Raw genomic sequence first — 18,095 nt, 5'->3', positions numbered from 1 at the left:
GCACAGCGGCGATCATTCACCAAGGCGATACCGCGTCTTCCCCATACGGATAAATCGTTGCGATCTTTCCATCCGCATCGTGCTCCAGCGATGCCATCTTGATGCTGCGCAGATGCGTCTGCCCGCCTGATAAACCGGCGTCGTGATAGAACAGATACCACTGGCCTTCGAACAGGCAGATGGAGTGGTGGGTGGTCCAGCCGATCACCGGGGCGAGCAGCACGCCTTGATAAGTGAACGGGCCGTACGGCGTGTCGCTGGTGGCGTAGCAGATCAGATGCGTGTCGCCGGTGGAATACGACAGGTAATAGCGGCCGGCGTGGTGGTGGACCCAGGGGCCTTCGAAGAAGCGGCGGGCGTGGTCGCCGGCGCGTAGCGGGGTGCCGTGTTCGTCGAGGATGACGAGCTCGCGGGTGGGTTCGGCCAGTTGCGTCATGTCCTCGCGCAGGCGTGCGACGCGCGGGCCGAGTGCGGGTGCGTCGTCTGCGGGTTCCTGGTTGGTTTGGTCGTAGACGTTGTCGCGGTAGTGCTGCAGCTGGCCGCCCCAGATCCCGCCGAAGTACAGGTAATGCGCGCCGTCGTGGTCGGCGAACACGGCCGGGTCGATCGAGTAGGTGCCTGCGATGGGCTCGGGTTCGGCAACGAACGGGCCTTCGGGGCGATCGCCCACCGCCACACCGATCTGGAAGATGCCATCGGCGCGTTTTGCCGGGAAATACAGGTACGTACGGCCGTCGCGCTGCGCGGCATCCGGCGCCCACATCTGCCGCTGCGCCCAGGGCACGTCGCGGACGTGCAGCACTTGCCCGAGGTCTTCGACCGGCGCATTGGGATGCGCCATCCGGAACACGTGGTAGTCGGCCATGTCGAAATGCGAGCCGTCATCGCTGAAGGCAACGCCGGCATCGATGTCGTGCGAGGGATACAGATACAACGCGCCGTCGAACACGTGTGCGGAAGGGTCGGCGGTGTACAGGTGGGTGACCAGCGGTGCGGAAATGGCGGTGCGCGCCAGCGCCTGCAGTGCATCGGAGTGCAGTTCATCGGACATGCGCGTACCTGTGCATGAAGTGGGAGGGAGGGCGTCAGCTGGTGGCGAGCGGTGCGCTGCGTCGGCGTACGCCCAGGTCGTGTTCGATGCGGGTTTCCAGCGCCTTGTCGATCTCGTACAGCACCAGCAGTGCAGTGCCGAGCAGGAACGGGATGGACGCGTACACGCTGATGGCCAGGCGAATGCCGCTCGTCACTGCATCGCTTTGCAGCGGCAGGGCGGCGTTGTAGCCATAGAACGCCAGGATGCCGGCGACCAGTGCGCCGCCGACGCTCAGGCCGATCTTCAGCCCGCACAACATCGCCGAGAAAATGATGGCGGTGGCGCGGCGGTGGTTCTTCCACTCGGAGTAATCGGCCACGTCGGCGATCATCGCCCACAGCAGCGGGATGGTGATGCCGTAGAAGAAGCCGTGCAGTACGTAGGAGGCGAACACCCAGCCGATCGCGTCCGGCGGGTACACGTAGAACGCCAGCAAAAACACGGTGGAGATCAGCAGCGCGCCACCGAAGACGTTGCGCTTGCCGTAGCGATCGGCCAGCCGCTTGGAAAAACCGATACCCACGATCATCGCCAGAATGCCGCCGGCACTGAACACGCTGAACGCCGAGGTCGGCGCATCCTGCGGCCATTGCAGCGCGCTCATGCCGGCACCGGTTAACACACTGTTGATGCCGCCGATGAAGTGATTGAAGCCTGCGTGATCCAGAAACAGCGTCAATGCGTTCGCGTCGAGGTAGTACTTGAAGTAGTAGATGTACATCCCGCCCTTCATGGCGAGATTGATGAAGACCAGGATGGTCAGCGCCAGCATCACCAGCCAGGGCTTGTTACGGACCAGATCGGTGAGGTCCTGGCGCACGCTGGTGCGCTGTTCGCTGATCGGCAGCACGCGCTCGCGGGTGGTGAAAAAGGTGATCAGAAAGCACAGCGTGCCGACGGCGGCGAACAAGGCCATCGTGTTGCGAAAGCCCTGCGCCTTGTCGCCGTTGCCCAGAATCAGCACCAGCGGCAGCAGCAGCACCTGGATGATGAACTGCGCAAACGTCACCGCCAGAAAGCGATACGCCGACAGACTGTTGCGCTGCTCCATGCTGCCGGTGAGCACGCCGCTCAATGCCGAATACGGCAGGTTGTTGGCCACATACACCAGCATCAACAAGGTGTAGGTGGCGAAGGCGTAGGCGATCTTGCCCTGCTCGCCAAGTGCGGGCGTGTTGAATGCTGCCAGCGACAACGCACCGAACGGCACTGCCGTCCACAGGATCCACGGGCGGAACTTGCCCCAGCGCGTGCGCGTGCGATCGGCCAGGATGCCGATGATGGGGGTGAATACGAAGGCGCCGAGCATGCCCACCACGAAGATCAACGTGGCGGCCACACTCGCCGGAATGCGGAACACGTCGGTATAGAAGAACGCCAGAAAAGTGACCAGCGTCTGGAAGATCAGATTGGCCGCCAGGTCGCCCAGGCTGTAGCCGATCTTTTCGCGCAGGGAGAGCTGTTGTGAGCGATCGTTCATGAGGTGGGGCGGGGCTCAAGGAGTGCTGCGGAAAACGCCGCGGTGTGCGCTACTTCGCCGGTCGCGATGGGGATGATCGCGACGGCGAAGACAGCACTTGGAGTGGCTAACAAAACGTAGCGCAGTAGTGTTGATAGCCACTCCTAGAAGGTACCGCGAATGCCGAGCATGACCGTGCGCCCGGGCTCGTACAGATCGTAGGTGGCGTTGGGCCAGGCGTAGGTGGTGCGCAGCGGCTCATCGGTGAGGTTAGTGACGTTGAGGGTGATCTGCGGCTTGGACGGCAACGATTCCAGCGTGTAGCTGGCCGACAGATCCAGCTGGCCGCGCGCATCGGCGTTGAGGCGTGCGTAGGGGATGCCGTTCTGGTTGGCGCCGGAGATCACCATGTCGTCGTTCCAGGTGTAGGACAGGCGCACCGAGGCGGCGTCCTTTTCCCAGTACACGGTGCCGTTCCACAAGTTCGGCGCAACACCGACTGCCACTGCCGGAATGCCTTCGCCTTCCGAGGATTGGGTAACGTGCGTGTAGTTCACGCTGAAGCCCATGCCGTCGACCAGCTTGTCCAGCGGCTGCACCCAGATCGCCTCGGTGCCGCGGATGTTGAGCACGCCGTCGGCGTTGACCTGGGTCTGCACGTCCACCGTGGCGGCATTGGGGCCACCGCGCTGGTCCAGGCCGGCTTGCTGGATCGGCAGCAGGCTCTCGTACGGCACGCCCAGGTCGTTGAAGGGAATGCGCCGCACGCCGTTGACGGTGAAGCCGCTGATGCGCTTGTTGAACAATGTGAGGCCCACATAGCCCTCGCCGCCGGTGTACCACTCGCCGCCGAAGTCGACGTTGGTGGATAGATACGGCGCCAGGTTTGGATTGCCCTGGGTTGCGGTCTGCGCGGAGGGGTCGCTGAAGTTGGTATTGGGCAACATCGCGCTGGGGTCGGGCCGGGTGAGCGTGCGCGAGCTGGACAGGCGCAGCACCACGTTGTCGGCCACATCCCAGGCGGCATTGAACGAGGGCAGGGTTTCCTTGTAGTCCGAATCCAGCACCTGGATGCGGCGGATGCCGTTGATGGTGACCGGGCCGGTGATGGTCTGATCGGTGGTGACATAGCGCACGCCGGCATTGAAGCGCAGCGTGCGGTTCCAGACTTCGGTTTCTGCATTGGTTTCGATATAGAAACCCCAGTTCTTTTCGCGGATGCCGCCGGCCGAGGCGCCGGTGTTGGCGGAGTTGGTTTCCGGTGCAGAATCGCGTAGCGCGTAATAGTTGGTGTCGCCGAGAAAGCGGTTGAAATCGGCGGTGATAAAGCCGTCCGGACCGGGCCGCAAATAGCCGGCCAGGGCCGCATTCGGCACCGCCGAGCCGGGGCCGCCGTTGCACACATTGCCGCCACCGCCGCGGCAGACCACCTGCTCCCAGGCGATGCTGTTATCGAAGCCGCGGATGGTGCGCTCGGCCTGGTCGTAGGCGGCGCCGATCTTGATGTTGCGCTTGTCTTCGCCGAACTGCAGGTCGGCGCGGCCGCCACGTGTTTCGGTCACGCGTTTTTCGTTCTGGATATTGACCCGGCCGCCGTTCCAGCCCCAGCCCAGGTTGGGGTCGTTGAGATTCAGCGGGCTGGTGATCGAGGGGCGGTCGCCGCCTTGGTTGCGGTAGTCGACGGTGGTGAACGGCGAGGTCACCAGGATGCTGGGCGACTCACGATCCAGCCAGCTGCGCGTGGCATTGGCCTGCACGTTGAGCTTGATGTCCTGCTCGGCGCCGAACAACAGTTCTGCGCCTGGGTTGACGCTCCAGAACTTGACCTCTTCGCGATACGGGCGCGCTTCCAGAAAGTACTGCGCGTTGGCAAACGTGGCGCTGGTGACCACGTTGTTCTGGTCCAGCTGCATGCCCAGCGGGATCATGTTGCCGTTGCGGCCGATCAGATTCATGCTGATCCGCTCGGTGGTGCGCTTGGCCTCGGAATACAGCGTGTCCAGATAGAAATGCATGCTGTCGGACGGGCGCCATTCCAGCGACATCACCGAGGCATCGCGGTCGCGATCGCCATTCATGTAGACGCTGCGGCCCAGGCGCGGAATCAATGCGTCGCTGATCTGGTCGATGCTCAGGCCCGGGTTGCGTGCGAGCAACCACGCGGCATCAATGGTTTCGCCGGTGGTGAGGCCACTGCCGGCGGTGGCCGGCACGCGATCGGGAATGCGCCAGTTGCCGCCGCCGTTGACGTTGCAGGCGGCCGGTTGATTGGTGGCCGGCGTGCCCGCAGGCGGGGTGAGACCGCATTGGGTGTAGGTGAGGCCCGGGTTGGTCCAGCCCACGCTTTCGAAGCCGCGCACGCCGAGCTTGCCGCGCACCGAGGCCACGCCCAGCAATGCGCCGAAGGTGCCTTCCTCGTTGGTCCAGCTGCCCATGAAGGCGCCGCGCGGGGTGGTTTTTTCGCTGGTGCTGTTCCAGTCGGCCTGCGCCTGATAGGTGAAGTGCACGCCGGGGCGATCGAACGGGCGTGCGCTGCGCATGTCCACCACGCCGGAAACGCCGCCTTCGAGCATGCTGGCGGTGGGCGTCTTGCTCACGGTGAGCTGGGTGAAGAACTCGGTGGGGAACAGGTTCAGATCGACTTCGCGGTTCTGGTTCTGCGCGTTCAAACCGATCGAAGCAGTGGCGATGCTTGCGCCATTGAGCGTGGTCTTGGTGAAGCTGGTGCCCAGGCCGCGGATGGCGATGTTGAGACCTTCGCCATTGACGTCGCGCGAGAGCTGCACGCCGGGGATGCGGTTGAGCGACTCGGCGATATTCATGTCCGGGAACTTGCCGATGTCCTCTGCAAACACGGTGTCGGCAAAGCCCACCGAATCGCGCTTGGCATCGGTGGAAAACTGGATGCTGCGTCGGTAGCCCGAGACGGTGACAGTATCGAGCTGGGTTACCGCATCGCCGCTGGCGGTTGCGGCCGGTGGAGTTTGTGCGGTCGTTGCGTTGGCGGCGTCGGTGGACTGTGCCAAGGCGGACGTGCTGGCCATGCCCAGCAGGATGGACCCCAACGCGCAGGACAACGCGGTTCGTGCGTAGCTGTTCTTCACCGTAATCCCTTCCCTAACAGGTGAGCGGATGTCCCACGCATCGCCCCTGCGCAGGGAGTGCCGCTGCCGATGCGCGGCGCGACGATGATGCGATGGGGGAGACGGGCGATCAGTGGTGGCGGATGTTAGCGCTACCAAATTCAGAACAGCACGCTGCAGGGCAGCATAGATGTCGGGGCATAGCGGCGAATGTGGCAGTGCCGCTTATCGAGAGCGGTTTGAGCAGGGACGGTATATCGGCGTGCTGCACTGCGCGATGGATTTTGCGGCACGCCGTGGTAATGGTAGCGCTATCACCCGTGGCGCAAGGCCACCTTTGTGCAGGTGCAGTGGTCGATGAATCGAACCGAAGAATGCGGCAGCGCTAAGCCGAGCTGTCCCGGAGATGCGGCAGCGCATTGCAGTGGTAGTTGTGCGATTGCCCATCGCACGCTGCGTTTAGCCGCGTTGCGGCGCTCACGCACATGAGCGAGTTGCCGCAGGCGGTTGCACCTGCCGGCACGCTGGCACGCCTGGGCCGCGTGCGCTGGCGTGTGTGCGCATTGCTGCTCGCCGCCACCACCATCAACTATGTCGACCGCCAGGTGCTCGGTGTGCTGGCGCCATTTCTGCAGACGCAGATAGGCTGGAACGAAATCCAGTACGGCTACATCGTCACCGCATTCCAGGCCGCCTACGCGCTGGGCTTGTTGTGCAGCGGTGCGGTGATCGACCGCTTCGGCACGCGCATCGGCTATGCGCTGGCGATCGGTATCTGGAGCCTGGCGGCGATGGGGCATGCGCTGGCCACCAGCGTGGTGGGCTTTGCGATTGCGCGGTTTTTTCTGGGGCTGGGCGAGTCCGGCAACTTCCCCGCCGCGCTCAAGACGGTGGCCGAGTGGTTTCCGCGTCGCGAGCGCGCACTGGCCACCGGCATCTTCAATTCCGGCTCCAATATCGGCGCCATCGTCGCGCCGTTGCTGGTGCCGGTGATCGCCACCGCCTGGGGCTGGCAGGCGGCATTCCTGTTCACCGGCGTGCTCAGCGCCACGTGGTTGCTGGTGTGGTGGCTGAGCTATCACCCGCCCGAGCAGCAACCGGGTTTGTCGGCTGCCGAGTTGGCGCATATCCGCAGCGATGCGCATGAGCCGGTGCAACGGCGGCTGTCGTGGTTGCAGGTGCTGCGGCATCGTCAGGCGTGGGCGTTTGTGCTGGGCAAGTTCATCACCGACCCGATCTGGTGGTTCTTCCTGTTCTGGCTGCCCAAGTTCCTGCATGCCGAATACGGCTTGAGTCTGTTGCAACTGGGCGCGCCATTGATCGTGATCTTTGTGCTTGCCGATATCGGCAGCATCGCCGGGGGCTGGGTCGCCGGGCGCTTCATTGCGCGCGGTTGGAGCGTCAACCGGGCGCGCAAGACCGCGATGCTGATCTGCGCAATCTCGGTAGTGCCGATCGTGTTCGCCGCACGTGCAGACAACCTGTGGGTGGCGGTCGGTTTGATCGGCCTGGCCACCGCCGCGCATCAGGGCTGGTCGGCCAATCTGTTTACGCTGCCGTCGGACATGTTTCCGCGCCATGCGGTCGCCACGGTGGTCGGTATCGGTGGCTTTGCCGGCGCGGTGGGCGGCATGCTGATCGCTACTTTCATCGGTTTTCTGTTGCAGGCCACCGGCAGCTACGTGCCGGTGTTCTTGATGGCGGGCTCGGCCTACCTGCTGGCGTTGACGGTGGTGCACACGCTGGCGCCACGCCTGGATCCAGCGCAGCTACCGGCCGATGCTGCCGTTGCGTCCTCCCCTTCGTCCTGAGGTGATCGCCATGCGTATGCGCGTCGTTTTCTCCAGTCTGTTGCTCGCAGCCAACCTCGCAACATCTGCATCTGCTGCGCCGTTGGCATCCGGTGCGTCCAAGTTCCTGGGCAGCGCCTACAGCCCGCAACAGGCGGCAGGGTTCGCGCAGTACTGGAACAAGCTCACGCCCGAAAACAGCGGCAAGTGGGGCAGTGTGGAAGCGGTGCGCGACCAGATGGACTGGAGCGGGCTGGATACCGCCTACAAGCTAGCCAAAACTAACGGCATGCCGTTTCAGATGCATGTGATGGTGTGGGGAAATCAGCAGCCGGAGTGGATCAAGACCTTGCCGCCGGCCGAGCAACGCCGCGAGATCGAGCAGTGGTTTGCCGCGGTGGCGCAGCGTTATCCGGAGATCGATCTGCTGGAAGTGGTCAACGAACCACTCAACGACCCGCCCAGCAAAAACGACACCGGCGGTGGCAATTACCTGCAGGCGCTGGGTGGCAACGGCGCCAGCGGTTGGGAGTGGGTGCTGCAATCGTTTCGGCTCGCCCGCCAGCACTTTCCGCGTGCGCGGCTGATGATCAACGACTACAGCATCACCAACAACCCGCAGGCCACGCAGAAGTATCTGCAGATCGTGCAGCTGCTGCAGCGCGAGCAGCTGGTCGATGCCATCGGCATCCAGGAGCACGCCTTTGAAACCACTCCGAATGTGGCGATGTCGGTGCATCGCGCCAATCTCGATGCGTTGGCCGCAACCGGCCTGCCGATCTACATCACCGAGTTCGATCTGGACGGGCCAACCGATGCGCAGCAACTGGCCGACTACCAACGCGTGTTCCCGGTGTTCTGGGAACACCCAGCGGTGCGCGGCATCACGCTGTGGGGCTTTCGCCCCGGGCTGTGGCGCGACAAGGAAGCGGCCTATCTGATTCGCGCCGATGGTAGCGAGCGGCCGGCGCTGACCTGGCTGCGTAGTTACGTGGCCGCACATCGCAACCCCACGCCGTGAGCGTTGCGCCACTCACCTTTCGCTTGTTTGTTGACTGACTTATGCCAACGCCCACACCACTGACCCTGCACGACGACCGCCTGTTTCCAGCCGACCAAGGCACGCGTGCGATTGCGCGCCGCCTGTATGCGCAGATCGCCGCGCTGCCGATCATTAGCCCGCACGGCCATACCGACCCGGCGTGGTTCGCCACCGATGCGCCGTTCGCCAATGCCACCGAGTTGTTGCTGGTGCCGGACCACTATGTGTTCCGCATGCTCTACAGCCAGGGCATCGCGTTGGATGCCTTGGGCATCCCGCGTGCGGATGGATCGCGGGATGCGGTAGACCCACGCGCGGCGTGGCGTGTGTTCGCCGAGCACTACCCGCTGTTGCGCGGTACGCCATCTGCGTTGTGGCTCAATCACGTGTTCCACGACGTGTTCGATCTGCGTGTCCGGCTGGATGCCGGCACTGCCGATCATTACTACGACCACATCACCGCAGCCTTGCAGACGCAGGCGTTTCGCCCGCGTGCGTTGTTCGAGCGTTTCAATATCGAGGTGATTGCCACCACCGAATCGCCGTTGGATACGCTGCAGCATCACGCCACCATTCGCGACAGCGGTTGGAAGGGGCGCGTGCTCACCGCATACCGGCCAGACCCTGTGGTCGACCCCGAACACGAGCAGTTTGCCGGTGCGCTACAGCAGTTCGGCACGCTCACCGGGGAGGATGTGCTGAGCTGGCAGGGCTATCTGCGTGCGCATCGGCAGCGCCGCGCGTTCTTTGCCGCGCATGGCGCAACCTCGACCGACCACGGCCACCCTAGTGCGGCCACCGCCGATCTGTCGCCGGATGAGGCACAACGCTTGTTCGACACCGTGGTGCGTGGCGCAGCGACGCCCGCGCAGGCCGAGCTGTTTCGCGCGCAGGTGTTGACCGAGATGGCGGCGATGAGCCTGGACGACGGCCTGGTGATGCAGCTGCATCCGGGCTGTTTTCGCAATCACAACCGGCAGCTGTTTCAGACCTTCGGGCGCGACAAGGGCGCCGATATTCCGATGCGCACCGACTACGTGCACGCACTCAAACCGCTGCTGGATCGTTTCGGCAACGACCCGCGCCTGCGTCTGATTGTGTTTACGCTGGACGAAACCAGCTACAGCCGCGAACTTGCGCCGTTGGCCGGGCATTATCCCTCGCTGCTGCTCGGGCCGGCGTGGTGGTTCCATGACGCGCCGGAGGGCATGTGGCGCTTCCGCGAGCAGACCCTGGCCAGCGCCGGCTTCTACAACACCGTGGGTTTCAACGACGACACCCGTGCTTTCCTGTCGATCCCCGCGCGGCACGATGTGGCGCGGCGCGTGGACAGCGCGTTTCTCGCCAAGCTCGTTGCCGAGCATCGCCTGGACGAGGATGAAGCGGCCGAGGTCGCGATCGATCTGGCATATCGCTTGCCGAAGCAGGCCTACAAGTTGTGAGGGTGAGTGGCGCGCAGTGTAGCGATGCCTTCCCGCGTGCGTGTGGAGTCTTTACACCGAGCGCATGCGTCTGGTCGGATGGAGTAGCGACATGACGCGCGTAGAGATGTGGTGCGCGCTGAAGCGCCGTGTTGCCGAACGCAGTGTGCGTCTTGCACAGGTCGTGTTCGTCTGCCTCTGCGCCACGCTTCCTGTGTTGCCCGCACTGGCGGCAGCACCGGCGCCAACCGAGATGCCACGCGAGCGTGTCTCGCTCAACGCGCAATGGCGCTTCCAGCGCGGCGATCCCCCTGGCAATCGCGAAACCCTCGATTACGATGTGCGTCCGCAAGTGGTGCGTAGCGAAGACGGCAAGGTGGCCGATGCGCAACCCGAGCAGGCGCAGCACATCGATGCCGCCGCTACACGCGTGCTCAAGCCGTGGATCCTGCCTACAGCCAACAACCTGATTGCAGATCCCGCGAAACGACACAAACGCCCGCCCGGCAATCCCGGCGGCACCGTTGCCTTCGTGCAGCCGCAGTTCGACGACAGCGGTTGGGAGCCGGTGGACCTGCCGCACGATTGGGCGATTGCCGGGCCGTTCCTGGCCGATGGTCCCTATGGTGGCATGGGGCGCTTGCCTAGCTGGGGCATCGGTTGGTATCGCAAGAATCTGGACATTCCTGTCAGCGATCGCGGCCGCTCGCTGTTTCTCGATCTCGATGGCGCGATGTCATATGCCACGGTCTGGCTCAACGGCAAGTTGGTCGGCGGTTGGCCGTATGGCTACAGCTCCTGGCGCGTGGACCTGACGCCGTACGTGGTGTTCGGTGCACGCAACCAGCTGGCGATTCGTCTGGACAACCCGCCCGACTCGGCCCGCTGGTATCCGGGTGGCGGGCTGTATCGTAATGTGTGGTTAACCAAAGCTGCTCCGTTGCATATCGCGCAATGGGGCACGCAGCTGACCACGCCGCAGGTGTCGGTGCAGACTGCGCAGGTGCAGCTGGCGATCACGCTGGAGAATGCCGCCCGCAGCGCTGTGCAAGCGCAAGTCAGTACCGCGATCTATGTGCTCGATGATGTGCGTGGCACGCGCAGTGGTGAGCCTGTTGCACGCATTGCGCCTGTGCAGGTTGCGGTTCCCGCAACTGGTAGCGCACGCATGCAAGGCAATACACAGATCGATCAACCGCGTCTGTGGGGCCCGCCACCGACACAGCGTCCGCATCGCTATGTCGCCGTGACCGAAGTCAGCCAGAACGGGCGCGTGGTAGATCGCTATGAAACACCGTTCGGCATCCGCAGCATCGTGTTCGATGCCGACAAGGGCCTGCTGGTCAACGGCGAACATGTGCCGATTCGCGGCGTTAACAATCATCACGATCTCGGTGCGCTGGGTGCGGCGTTCAATGTGCGCGCCGCCGAGCGGCAACTGCAGTTGCTGCAGCAGATGGGCGCCAACGCCATCCGCATGAGCCATAACCCACCCGCGCCGGAATTACTGGAGCTGACCGACCGTATGGGTCTGCTGGTGGTGGACGAGGTGTTCGACAGTTGGGAGATGAAGAAGACCCCGCTGGATTTCCACCTGGTGTTCCCGCAGTGGCACGAGCCGGACTTGCGCGCGATGCTGCGGCGCGACCGCAATCATCCCTCGGTGATGCTGTGGAGCGTGGGCAACGAAGTCGGCGAGCAATACACCGGCGAGCAGGGCGCCGCGATCGCACGCACGCTGCATGCCATCGTGCACGACGAAGACCCCACTCGCCCGGCGACTGTGGCGATGAACTACGCCTCGCCCGAGATGCCGTTGCCCGCTGCGCTGGATGTCATCAGCCTCAACTATCAGGGCGAAGGCATTCGCGACATGCCGGAGTTCGCAGGCACCGAGCGTATCCGCAAACAACCGCAATATCCCGCGTTCCATGGCAAGTTTCCGCACAAGGCCATCCTCAGCAGCGAGACTGCTTCGGCCTTGAGCAGCCGTGGCGTGTATCTGTTTCCAGTGACGCCGGATACCAGCGCACTGGTGCGCGACGGACGTGGCGGCGACTCGGTCGCGCATCAGGTCAGCGCCTACGAACTGCACGCAGTGGACTTCGGTTCCAGCGCCGACAAGGTCTTCGCTGCACAAGACCGGCATCGATATGTCACGGGCGAGTTCGTCTGGACCGGCTTCGATTACCTGGGCGAGCCTACGCCGTACTACAGCTCGCGTAGTTCCTATTCGGGCATCTTCGATCTGGCCGGTTTTCCCAAGGACCGCTACTGGCTGTATCAATCGCGCTGGCGCCCTGACCTGCCGATGGCGCATCTGCTGCCGCACTGGACCTGGCCCGGTCGCGAGGGGCAGGCCACGCCGGTGCATGTGTTCACCTCGGGCGATGAGGCCGAGCTATTCGTCAACGGCGTGTCGCAGGGGCGCAAGCGCAAGGCGCCGTTGCAGTATCGGTTGCGCTGGGATGAGGTGGTGTACCAACCAGGTGAGCTGCGGGTACAGGCCTACAAGAATGGCAAGCCCTGGGCGAGCGATCGTGAGCAGACCGCCGGCCGCGCCGCGCGCATGCAGATCACGCCCGACCGCACCACCATTCGCGGCGATGGCTGGGATCTGAGCTTCTTCACCGTGCGGCTGCTAGATCGCGATGGACGTCCTGCGCCCACTGCCGGCGACCGTCTGCGTTTCCGCATCGAAGGCCCAGGCGAGCTGGTTGCTACCGACAACGGCGATCCGACCGATCTGGAATCGTTCGCTTCGCCGCAACGCAACGCCTTTAACGGGCTGTGTCTGGCCATCGTGCGCGCCAAGGCCGGCGCACGCGGCACCATCACGCTGTATGTCGAATCGGACAGCCTGGATGCCGCGCAGGCGCAGATCGTTGCGCAGTGATGGGAGTGGGCATGACCTGTCGAAGGTCGCGTGGCCCTGCATCCAGCTAGCACCGACGTGACCTGATGGCTGCGGCTGGCGCTTGGTATGCGGGATCAAGCACCAGGCGCGGGGTTGCCGACCGCCAGGCAGCGGTGGAAACAACACCTCCTTAAATAGGGCGCGCGCTGGTGCGGCCAAATTAGTCGGACATGCAGTGGCAATCTTTATATGAAAGCCGACTTCGTCGAGAAGCTTGCGTGATGGATATTGGCTTAATCACGCGTGCGCCGCATGGCGCAGTCGAGGCACGTATTTCCTACAGCCCATGGCAATGGCAATGGTGGAGGCGTCGCCTGCGCGCATCGGCGGCCCGGATTGGGAAATGCCGTAACGCAGCATCAACGCCGGGCGGATGCGCGTCTAACACAAGAACGTGACAGAGCCCAAAGTTGGCGCGTTTGCCGCATTGTTGACTTCGCTTTTCCGAACATCACTTCTTGTCGGTGCATGGCCTGCCTGGCCGTGCGAGGAAGATCGTTTACTCCACCTTCATAAGGAATTGTAATGAAGAAGTTCGGATCAACATCAGTGCTTGTTGCCTGCATCATCGGAAGTGTGGCCAGCGCAGGGGCCGCGACGCAGAGTTCGGCGATCAACGCCGCCGGCCGCGCCGAGGCCATGTCGTCCTGGGAAGCGACGATCCATCAGCAAGCGCCATCGATGGAGGGTTGCTTCCGCTCGGCGTTCCCGAACAATGGCTGGCAGGCGACACGTTGCGCGGCGCCACCCAAGCTCGTGTCGGTACCGCCGGCCGTCACCAATGGAAACGGCCGCACCGCCGCCGGGCGCAGCGGTGGTGGTGCCTTCACGGTCGGTAACGGCACCGACTACGCTGCACGCACCGGCAGGTCCACGCGCTCTGCCGTGGGCTCGTTCCCCAGCGTGAGCGGCGTGACCACCGGCGTGGCCGATTATTCGTTGCAGATCAATACCGACACCGCCAGCAATCCCACCACCTGCTCGCAGTTCGGTTACTCCACGTGCCAGACCTGGGAGCAGTTCATTTACTCCACCGATGGTGACGGCGACGCCAGCAATGGTCGCACTCCGATTGTCTTCATCCAGGACTGGTTCTTCGCCGGTAGCACCTCGCAGTACAACTCGGTCGGCTGTCCATCCGGCTGGAACGCCTATCCCGACCAGAACGCCTGCTATCGCAACAGCGACGCAGTGGATGCACCGCTGGTCGCGGTGAAGAACATCGGTAGCATCAAGCTGACCGGCTCGGCGACCGCTGGTGGCGTGGACACCGTCTCGTTCTCGGTCAACGGCCAGGCCTATAGCGTGAACCAGCCCGCCTCGACATTGAACATCAACAAGATCTGGCGGCAGTCCGAGTTCAATATCTTCGGCAATGGCAGCGTCAATCCGGTGGTGTCGTTCAATCGTGGCTCGAGTGTTACCGTGAACGTGGCCGTCAACGACGGCACGACCAATGCCCCGACGTGTCTGGGCAACGCCGGCACCACGTTCGAGCAGAACAACCTGACCCTCGGCAGTTGCACCGCCTCCGGTGGTTCGTCGCCGCGCATCAGCTTCACTCAAAGCAACTAATGCGTGCTCAACGCCCGGGAAGGCCTTGGCCTTCCCGGGCGTTTGTCGTTGTAGGACTTGCCAGCCGCCGCGTGGATCCCGGTATGCTGCATCACCGCCGTAGTCTGCCGCAGGCGGAATGTGCCATGGCCTTGCGTCCCCCTGCGACGCACGCTGCACTCCAGTGCCGTCCCTGCGTCCCGGTCAGTTGCCCGTCCCTTCCTCATCGAGCTGCCGCCATGTTCGCACGTCACCGGTTTTCCTCCTTGTTGCTGGCCGGCATGGTGGGTGGCAGCGCGATCGCCAGCGCTGCGCCGTCGGCGGTCGCCACCTCTCACTGTCCGGGACAGACGCTCAAGCAGGTCTATGCCGATGCCTTCATGATCGGCACGGCCGTCAATGCCGAGATCGTGTCAGGCCACGATGCCGCGTCGGCGGTCTTGGTCGCCTGCCACTTCAATGCGCTCACGCCCGAGAACGTGATGAAGGCCGAAGTAGTGTCGCCGCGTCGCGGCGTCAACGATTTTGCCGCCGCCGATGCCTTCGTCGATTACGCGCGTGCGCAGCACATGTTCGTGGTCGGTCACACCCTGGTCTGGCACAACCAGACGCCGGATTGGTTCTTCACCACCGCTGATGGCCTGCCCAATACGCCGGCACAGCAACTGGAGCGCATGCGCCAGCATATTACGCTGGTGGCAGGTCGCTACGTGGGCAAAGTGCAGGCCTGGGATGTGGTCAACGAGATCATCGACGAAGACGGCAGTTACCGCGCTACCAACTGGGTGCAGCGCGTCGGCGATGGCGACACCGTAGTGCGCAATGCCTTCACCTTCGCGCAGCGTTATGCACCCGATGCGCAGCTGTATTACAACGACTTCAATGCCTGGCGTCCTGCCAAGCGCGACGGCATCGTGCGCATGGTCAAGATGCTGCAGCACTCCGGTATCCGCATCGATGGCGTCGGCATGCAAGGACACTGGGGGCTCGACTATCCCAGCCTGCGCGATATCGAAGACGCCATCGACGCTTACGCCGCGCTCGGCATCAAAGTCATGATCACCGAGCTGGACGTCGATGTGTTGCCGCTCACCAAGGAAGGCCAGGTCATCGGCACCGGGCTTGCGCACAAGCAGTTCCAGCTACCGGAATTCAAGCGCTTTCTCGACCCGTATCGCGATGGCTTGCCATCCGAAGTGCAGGCGCAACTACGCGATCGCTATGCCGAACTGTTCGCGCTGTTCTGGCGCAAGCGCGACAAGCTCGCCCGCGTCAGTGTCTGGGGCGTTACCGACGGTATGTCGTGGAAGAACGATTATCCGGTGCCAGGCCGTACCAACTACCCGTTGCTTTTCGATCGCAATCACCAGCCCAAACCTGCACTGGATGCGGTGTTGGCGGTGCCGGCGGCCGCTAGCGGGCGCTAGCATCGTTGCCAGCCAGCGCAGGAGACCTGCACACACATGATGGCATCATGGCCCGACTTCGATACCGGACTTCCCGATGCGATTGCCGCCCTATCTGTTGTTGGCCGTTCCGTTGCTGGTGGTCCTTGCTGCTTGCACCAAGAAAGACGCGCCGCCGCCGCGCTTCCCTGTCATCGGGCAGCTGAAGACCTTCGATCGCAGCTTCAGCGATGTGATCGCAAGCGATGCGCGTATCGAAAAGCTCACCGAAGGCTTCATCTGGTCCGAGGGCCCCGCATGGGTGCGCAACGGCGGCTATCTGTTGTTCACCGATGTGCCGGAAAACAAGCTCTATCGTTGGTCCGAAGATGTCGGCTTGTCGGTTTTCCTTTCGCCTTCCGGTTACAGCGGCCCGGAGCAGACCACGCTGCGCGAGGCGGGCGCCAACGGCCTGTACGCCGAACCGGGCGGCACTGTGTTGTTGGCCGATTCCGGCACGCGCATCGTCGCCAGGCTCGACCCGGCCACGCGCAAGAAGACGCCGCTCGCCACCCAGTTCGAAGGCCACCGCTTCAACAGCCCCAACGATCTGGTTCGCCGCAGCGACGGCGTGGTGTTCTTCACCGACCCGCCGTACGGTCTCAAAGGCATGAACGATTCGCCGGTCAAGGAGCTGCGCTTCAACGGCGTCTACCGCCTGGATACCGACGGCAGCGTGCACCTGCTGGACGACAGCCTGAGCTTGCCCAATGGCATCGCGCTCTCGCCCGACGAGCGCACCTTGTACGTAGCCAACTCCGATCCGGAGCGCCCGATCTGGATGGCCTACACGCTCGACGCAACCGGTGCGGTGACCGGCAAGCGCGTGTTCGCCGATGCTTCCGATCTGGTTGCCAAGGACGCCCCCGGCCTGCCCGACGGCATGGCGGTTTCCGCCGACGGCCACCTGTTCGCCACCGGCCCCGGCGGCGTCATCGTCTTCGCACCCGACGGCCGCCGGCTGGGCCGCATCGAAACCGGCGAACCGATCTCCAACTGCGCCTTCGGCAACGACGGCCACACGCTCTACATGACCTCGCACGCGATGCTGACGCGCGTGCGCGTCAAAGCACTTGGGTTGGAGTTTGCACGCTAGCGCCTAATGGGCGATTAAACCGCAGCACACACGGTCGCCGCTCTTGTAGGAGCGGCCCTGGCCGCGATGGGGCGTTACCCATCGCCGTACATGCTAAGTCGCGTTTTCTTCAAGCCAATATTGCGATTCGAGTCGGATGTAGCCCGCGTCGCTTACCGCATGGCTCCCGCGTCGCTCAACACCAACACATCATCCAACTCCGGCCCACCACCGCGATTACCGCTACCCGCAACGATGTATAGCTCGCCGCCTACCTCTGCGGCCTGTGTGCCATGGCGGCCTTGCGGCAACGCAGCCATCGTCTTCCAGGTAGCGGTGGCCGGGTCGTAGGCCTCGACTTCGTCGTGTGCTTTGACCTGGCGCGTACTCTCGCCGCCCATCACCAGTAGCTGACCATCGCGTGCGATGGCTGCGGTGCCCGCGCGTGGGGTCGGCAACGCAGCCGGGGCGACTGCCCAGGTGCGGCGTTCGATGTCGTAGATATCGACCTCGCCCATTGTCTGCGCCAGGGTGTTGCCACTTTCATGCGCCGAGCGTCGTCCACCGGCCGCATACACCTTGCCATCGATCACCACCGCGTGGAAATGGTCGCGCGCACGTGGTGCATCGGCCAGTTGCGTCCATTGCTGCGTTTTCGTATCGAACGCATCCAGCCATGGCACATAGCCGCTCATGTGGCCGCGCGTATTGCCGCCGACCAGGTACAGCACGCCATCGTGTTCCACTGTTCCGGCGGCGCCGCGGCGACGATGCTGCGGGATCTCCGCACCCACCTGCCAGCGATCGGTGACAGGGTCGTAGATCAACAGGTGGGTCAGCGCGGCTTCTTCCGGATAGTCGCCAGTCAGGCCGCCGACGAAATAGAGTTTTCCGGACGACACCACTGCCTGCGCGTGGCTCACTGCCAGCGGTGGCGGGCTGCCTTTGGACCAGCGGTGCGTTTTGGTATCGAAGATGTCCAAGGGCCGATTGTCGCGCCCACCGATCAGGTAAAGACGGTTACCGATGGCGACCAGGCTGTTCTCGTGACGCGCATGCGGCTTGCCTTCGCCAGAAACACTCTTCCACTGCGCAGCAGCTTGCGTCGCCGGCACTCCAGGCGCATGCACCGCAGTCTGGGCAAACGCAGGCACGCATGCGCATGCAAGCAACAGAACAGCCACACGGAATGCATTCGCTGACGGTGTCATGGAAG

Annotated in this window: 11 protein-coding genes; 7 read left to right on the top strand and 4 right to left on the bottom strand. The window is 63.7% G+C overall.

Annotation, left to right across the window (positions count from 1 at the left end; translation table 11 throughout):
- Positions 1 to 16 precede the first annotated feature (16 nt).
- From AC1PLU_RS22120 to AC1PLU_RS22110, 3 genes are all read right to left on the bottom strand, one after another.
- On the bottom strand, positions 17 to 1,051 hold the full coding sequence (locus AC1PLU_RS22120; RefSeq protein WP_481107248.1) for a glycoside hydrolase family 43 protein: 1,035 nt from the start codon (positions 1,049 to 1,051) through the stop codon (positions 17 to 19).
- A gap of 34 nt (positions 1,052 to 1,085) precedes the next feature.
- The gene (locus tag AC1PLU_RS22115; RefSeq protein WP_481107247.1) at positions 1,086 to 2,573 is read right to left on the bottom strand and encodes an MFS transporter; all 1,488 of its coding nucleotides are present in this window, start codon (positions 2,571 to 2,573) and stop codon (positions 1,086 to 1,088) included.
- A 143-nt stretch (positions 2,574 to 2,716) separates the two neighbouring features.
- Positions 2,717 to 5,656, bottom strand: coding sequence for a TonB-dependent receptor (locus AC1PLU_RS22110; RefSeq protein WP_481107246.1), 2,940 nt, complete (start codon positions 5,654 to 5,656; stop codon positions 2,717 to 2,719).
- A gap of 464 nt (positions 5,657 to 6,120) precedes the next feature.
- Between AC1PLU_RS22110 and AC1PLU_RS22105 the strand changes: the two genes are divergently transcribed.
- From AC1PLU_RS22105 to AC1PLU_RS22075, 7 genes are all read left to right on the top strand, one after another.
- A complete protein-coding gene (locus AC1PLU_RS22105) occupies positions 6,121 to 7,446 on the top strand; it encodes an MFS transporter (RefSeq protein WP_481107245.1) in 1,326 nt (441 codons plus the stop codon).
- Between the two features lie 10 nt (positions 7,447 to 7,456).
- Positions 7,457 to 8,446 (top strand): endo-1,4-beta-xylanase, encoded by a 990-nt coding sequence (locus tag AC1PLU_RS22100; RefSeq protein WP_481095543.1) that lies wholly within the window; start codon positions 7,457 to 7,459, stop codon positions 8,444 to 8,446.
- 41 nt (positions 8,447 to 8,487) lie between these two features.
- Positions 8,488 to 9,909, top strand: coding sequence for a glucuronate isomerase (gene uxaC, locus AC1PLU_RS22095; RefSeq protein ID WP_481107244.1), 1,422 nt, complete (start codon positions 8,488 to 8,490; stop codon positions 9,907 to 9,909).
- A 91-nt stretch (positions 9,910 to 10,000) separates the two neighbouring features.
- A complete protein-coding gene (gene galB / locus AC1PLU_RS22090) occupies positions 10,001 to 12,784 on the top strand; it encodes a beta-galactosidase GalB (RefSeq protein ID WP_481107243.1) in 2,784 nt (927 codons plus the stop codon).
- Between the two features lie 546 nt (positions 12,785 to 13,330).
- The gene (locus AC1PLU_RS22085) at positions 13,331 to 14,380 is read left to right on the top strand and encodes a hypothetical protein (RefSeq protein WP_481095540.1); all 1,050 of its coding nucleotides are present in this window, start codon (positions 13,331 to 13,333) and stop codon (positions 14,378 to 14,380) included.
- 218 nt (positions 14,381 to 14,598) lie between these two features.
- Complete coding sequence (locus tag AC1PLU_RS22080) at positions 14,599 to 15,786, top strand: endo-1,4-beta-xylanase (RefSeq protein ID WP_481107242.1); 1,188 nt, start codon at positions 14,599 to 14,601, stop codon at positions 15,784 to 15,786.
- Between the two features lie 76 nt (positions 15,787 to 15,862).
- Entirely contained in the window at positions 15,863 to 16,900 is a 1,038-nt protein-coding gene (locus AC1PLU_RS22075; RefSeq protein ID WP_481107241.1) for an SMP-30/gluconolactonase/LRE family protein, read from the top strand.
- Positions 16,901 to 17,052: 152 nt separating this feature from the next.
- Here the strand turns inward: AC1PLU_RS22075 and AC1PLU_RS22070 are convergent, their stop codons facing one another.
- Entirely contained in the window at positions 17,053 to 18,090 is a 1,038-nt protein-coding gene (locus AC1PLU_RS22070; RefSeq protein ID WP_481107240.1) for a Kelch repeat-containing protein, read from the bottom strand.
- Positions 18,091 to 18,095: the final 5 nt, after the last annotated feature.

It is taken from the genome of Xanthomonas sp. NCPPB 2933 (assembly GCF_056725225.1).
This window is presented reverse-complemented; position numbering and strand designations above follow the sequence as displayed.

What these genes read in the sequence shown, in the direction of transcription:
- AC1PLU_RS22120 (WP_481107248.1), bottom strand. Translation starts at nt 1,051, where the DNA reads ATGTCCGATGAACTGCACTCCGATGCACTGCAGGCGCTGGCGCGCACC.
- AC1PLU_RS22115 (WP_481107247.1), bottom strand. Translation starts at nt 2,573, where the DNA reads ATGAACGATCGCTCACAACAGCTCTCCCTGCGCGAAAAGATCGGCTAC.
- AC1PLU_RS22105 (WP_481107245.1), top strand. Translation starts at nt 6,121, where the DNA reads ATGAGCGAGTTGCCGCAGGCGGTTGCACCTGCCGGCACGCTGGCACGC.
- AC1PLU_RS22100 (WP_481095543.1), top strand. Translation starts at nt 7,457, where the DNA reads ATGCGTATGCGCGTCGTTTTCTCCAGTCTGTTGCTCGCAGCCAACCTC.
- uxaC (WP_481107244.1), top strand. Translation starts at nt 8,488, where the DNA reads ATGCCAACGCCCACACCACTGACCCTGCACGACGACCGCCTGTTTCCA.
- galB (WP_481107243.1), top strand. Translation starts at nt 10,001, where the DNA reads ATGACGCGCGTAGAGATGTGGTGCGCGCTGAAGCGCCGTGTTGCCGAA.
- AC1PLU_RS22085 (WP_481095540.1), top strand. Translation starts at nt 13,331, where the DNA reads ATGAAGAAGTTCGGATCAACATCAGTGCTTGTTGCCTGCATCATCGGA.
- AC1PLU_RS22080 (WP_481107242.1), top strand. Translation starts at nt 14,599, where the DNA reads ATGTTCGCACGTCACCGGTTTTCCTCCTTGTTGCTGGCCGGCATGGTG.
- AC1PLU_RS22075 (WP_481107241.1), top strand. Translation starts at nt 15,863, where the DNA reads ATGCGATTGCCGCCCTATCTGTTGTTGGCCGTTCCGTTGCTGGTGGTC.
- AC1PLU_RS22070 (WP_481107240.1), bottom strand. Translation starts at nt 18,090, where the DNA reads ATGACACCGTCAGCGAATGCATTCCGTGTGGCTGTTCTGTTGCTTGCA.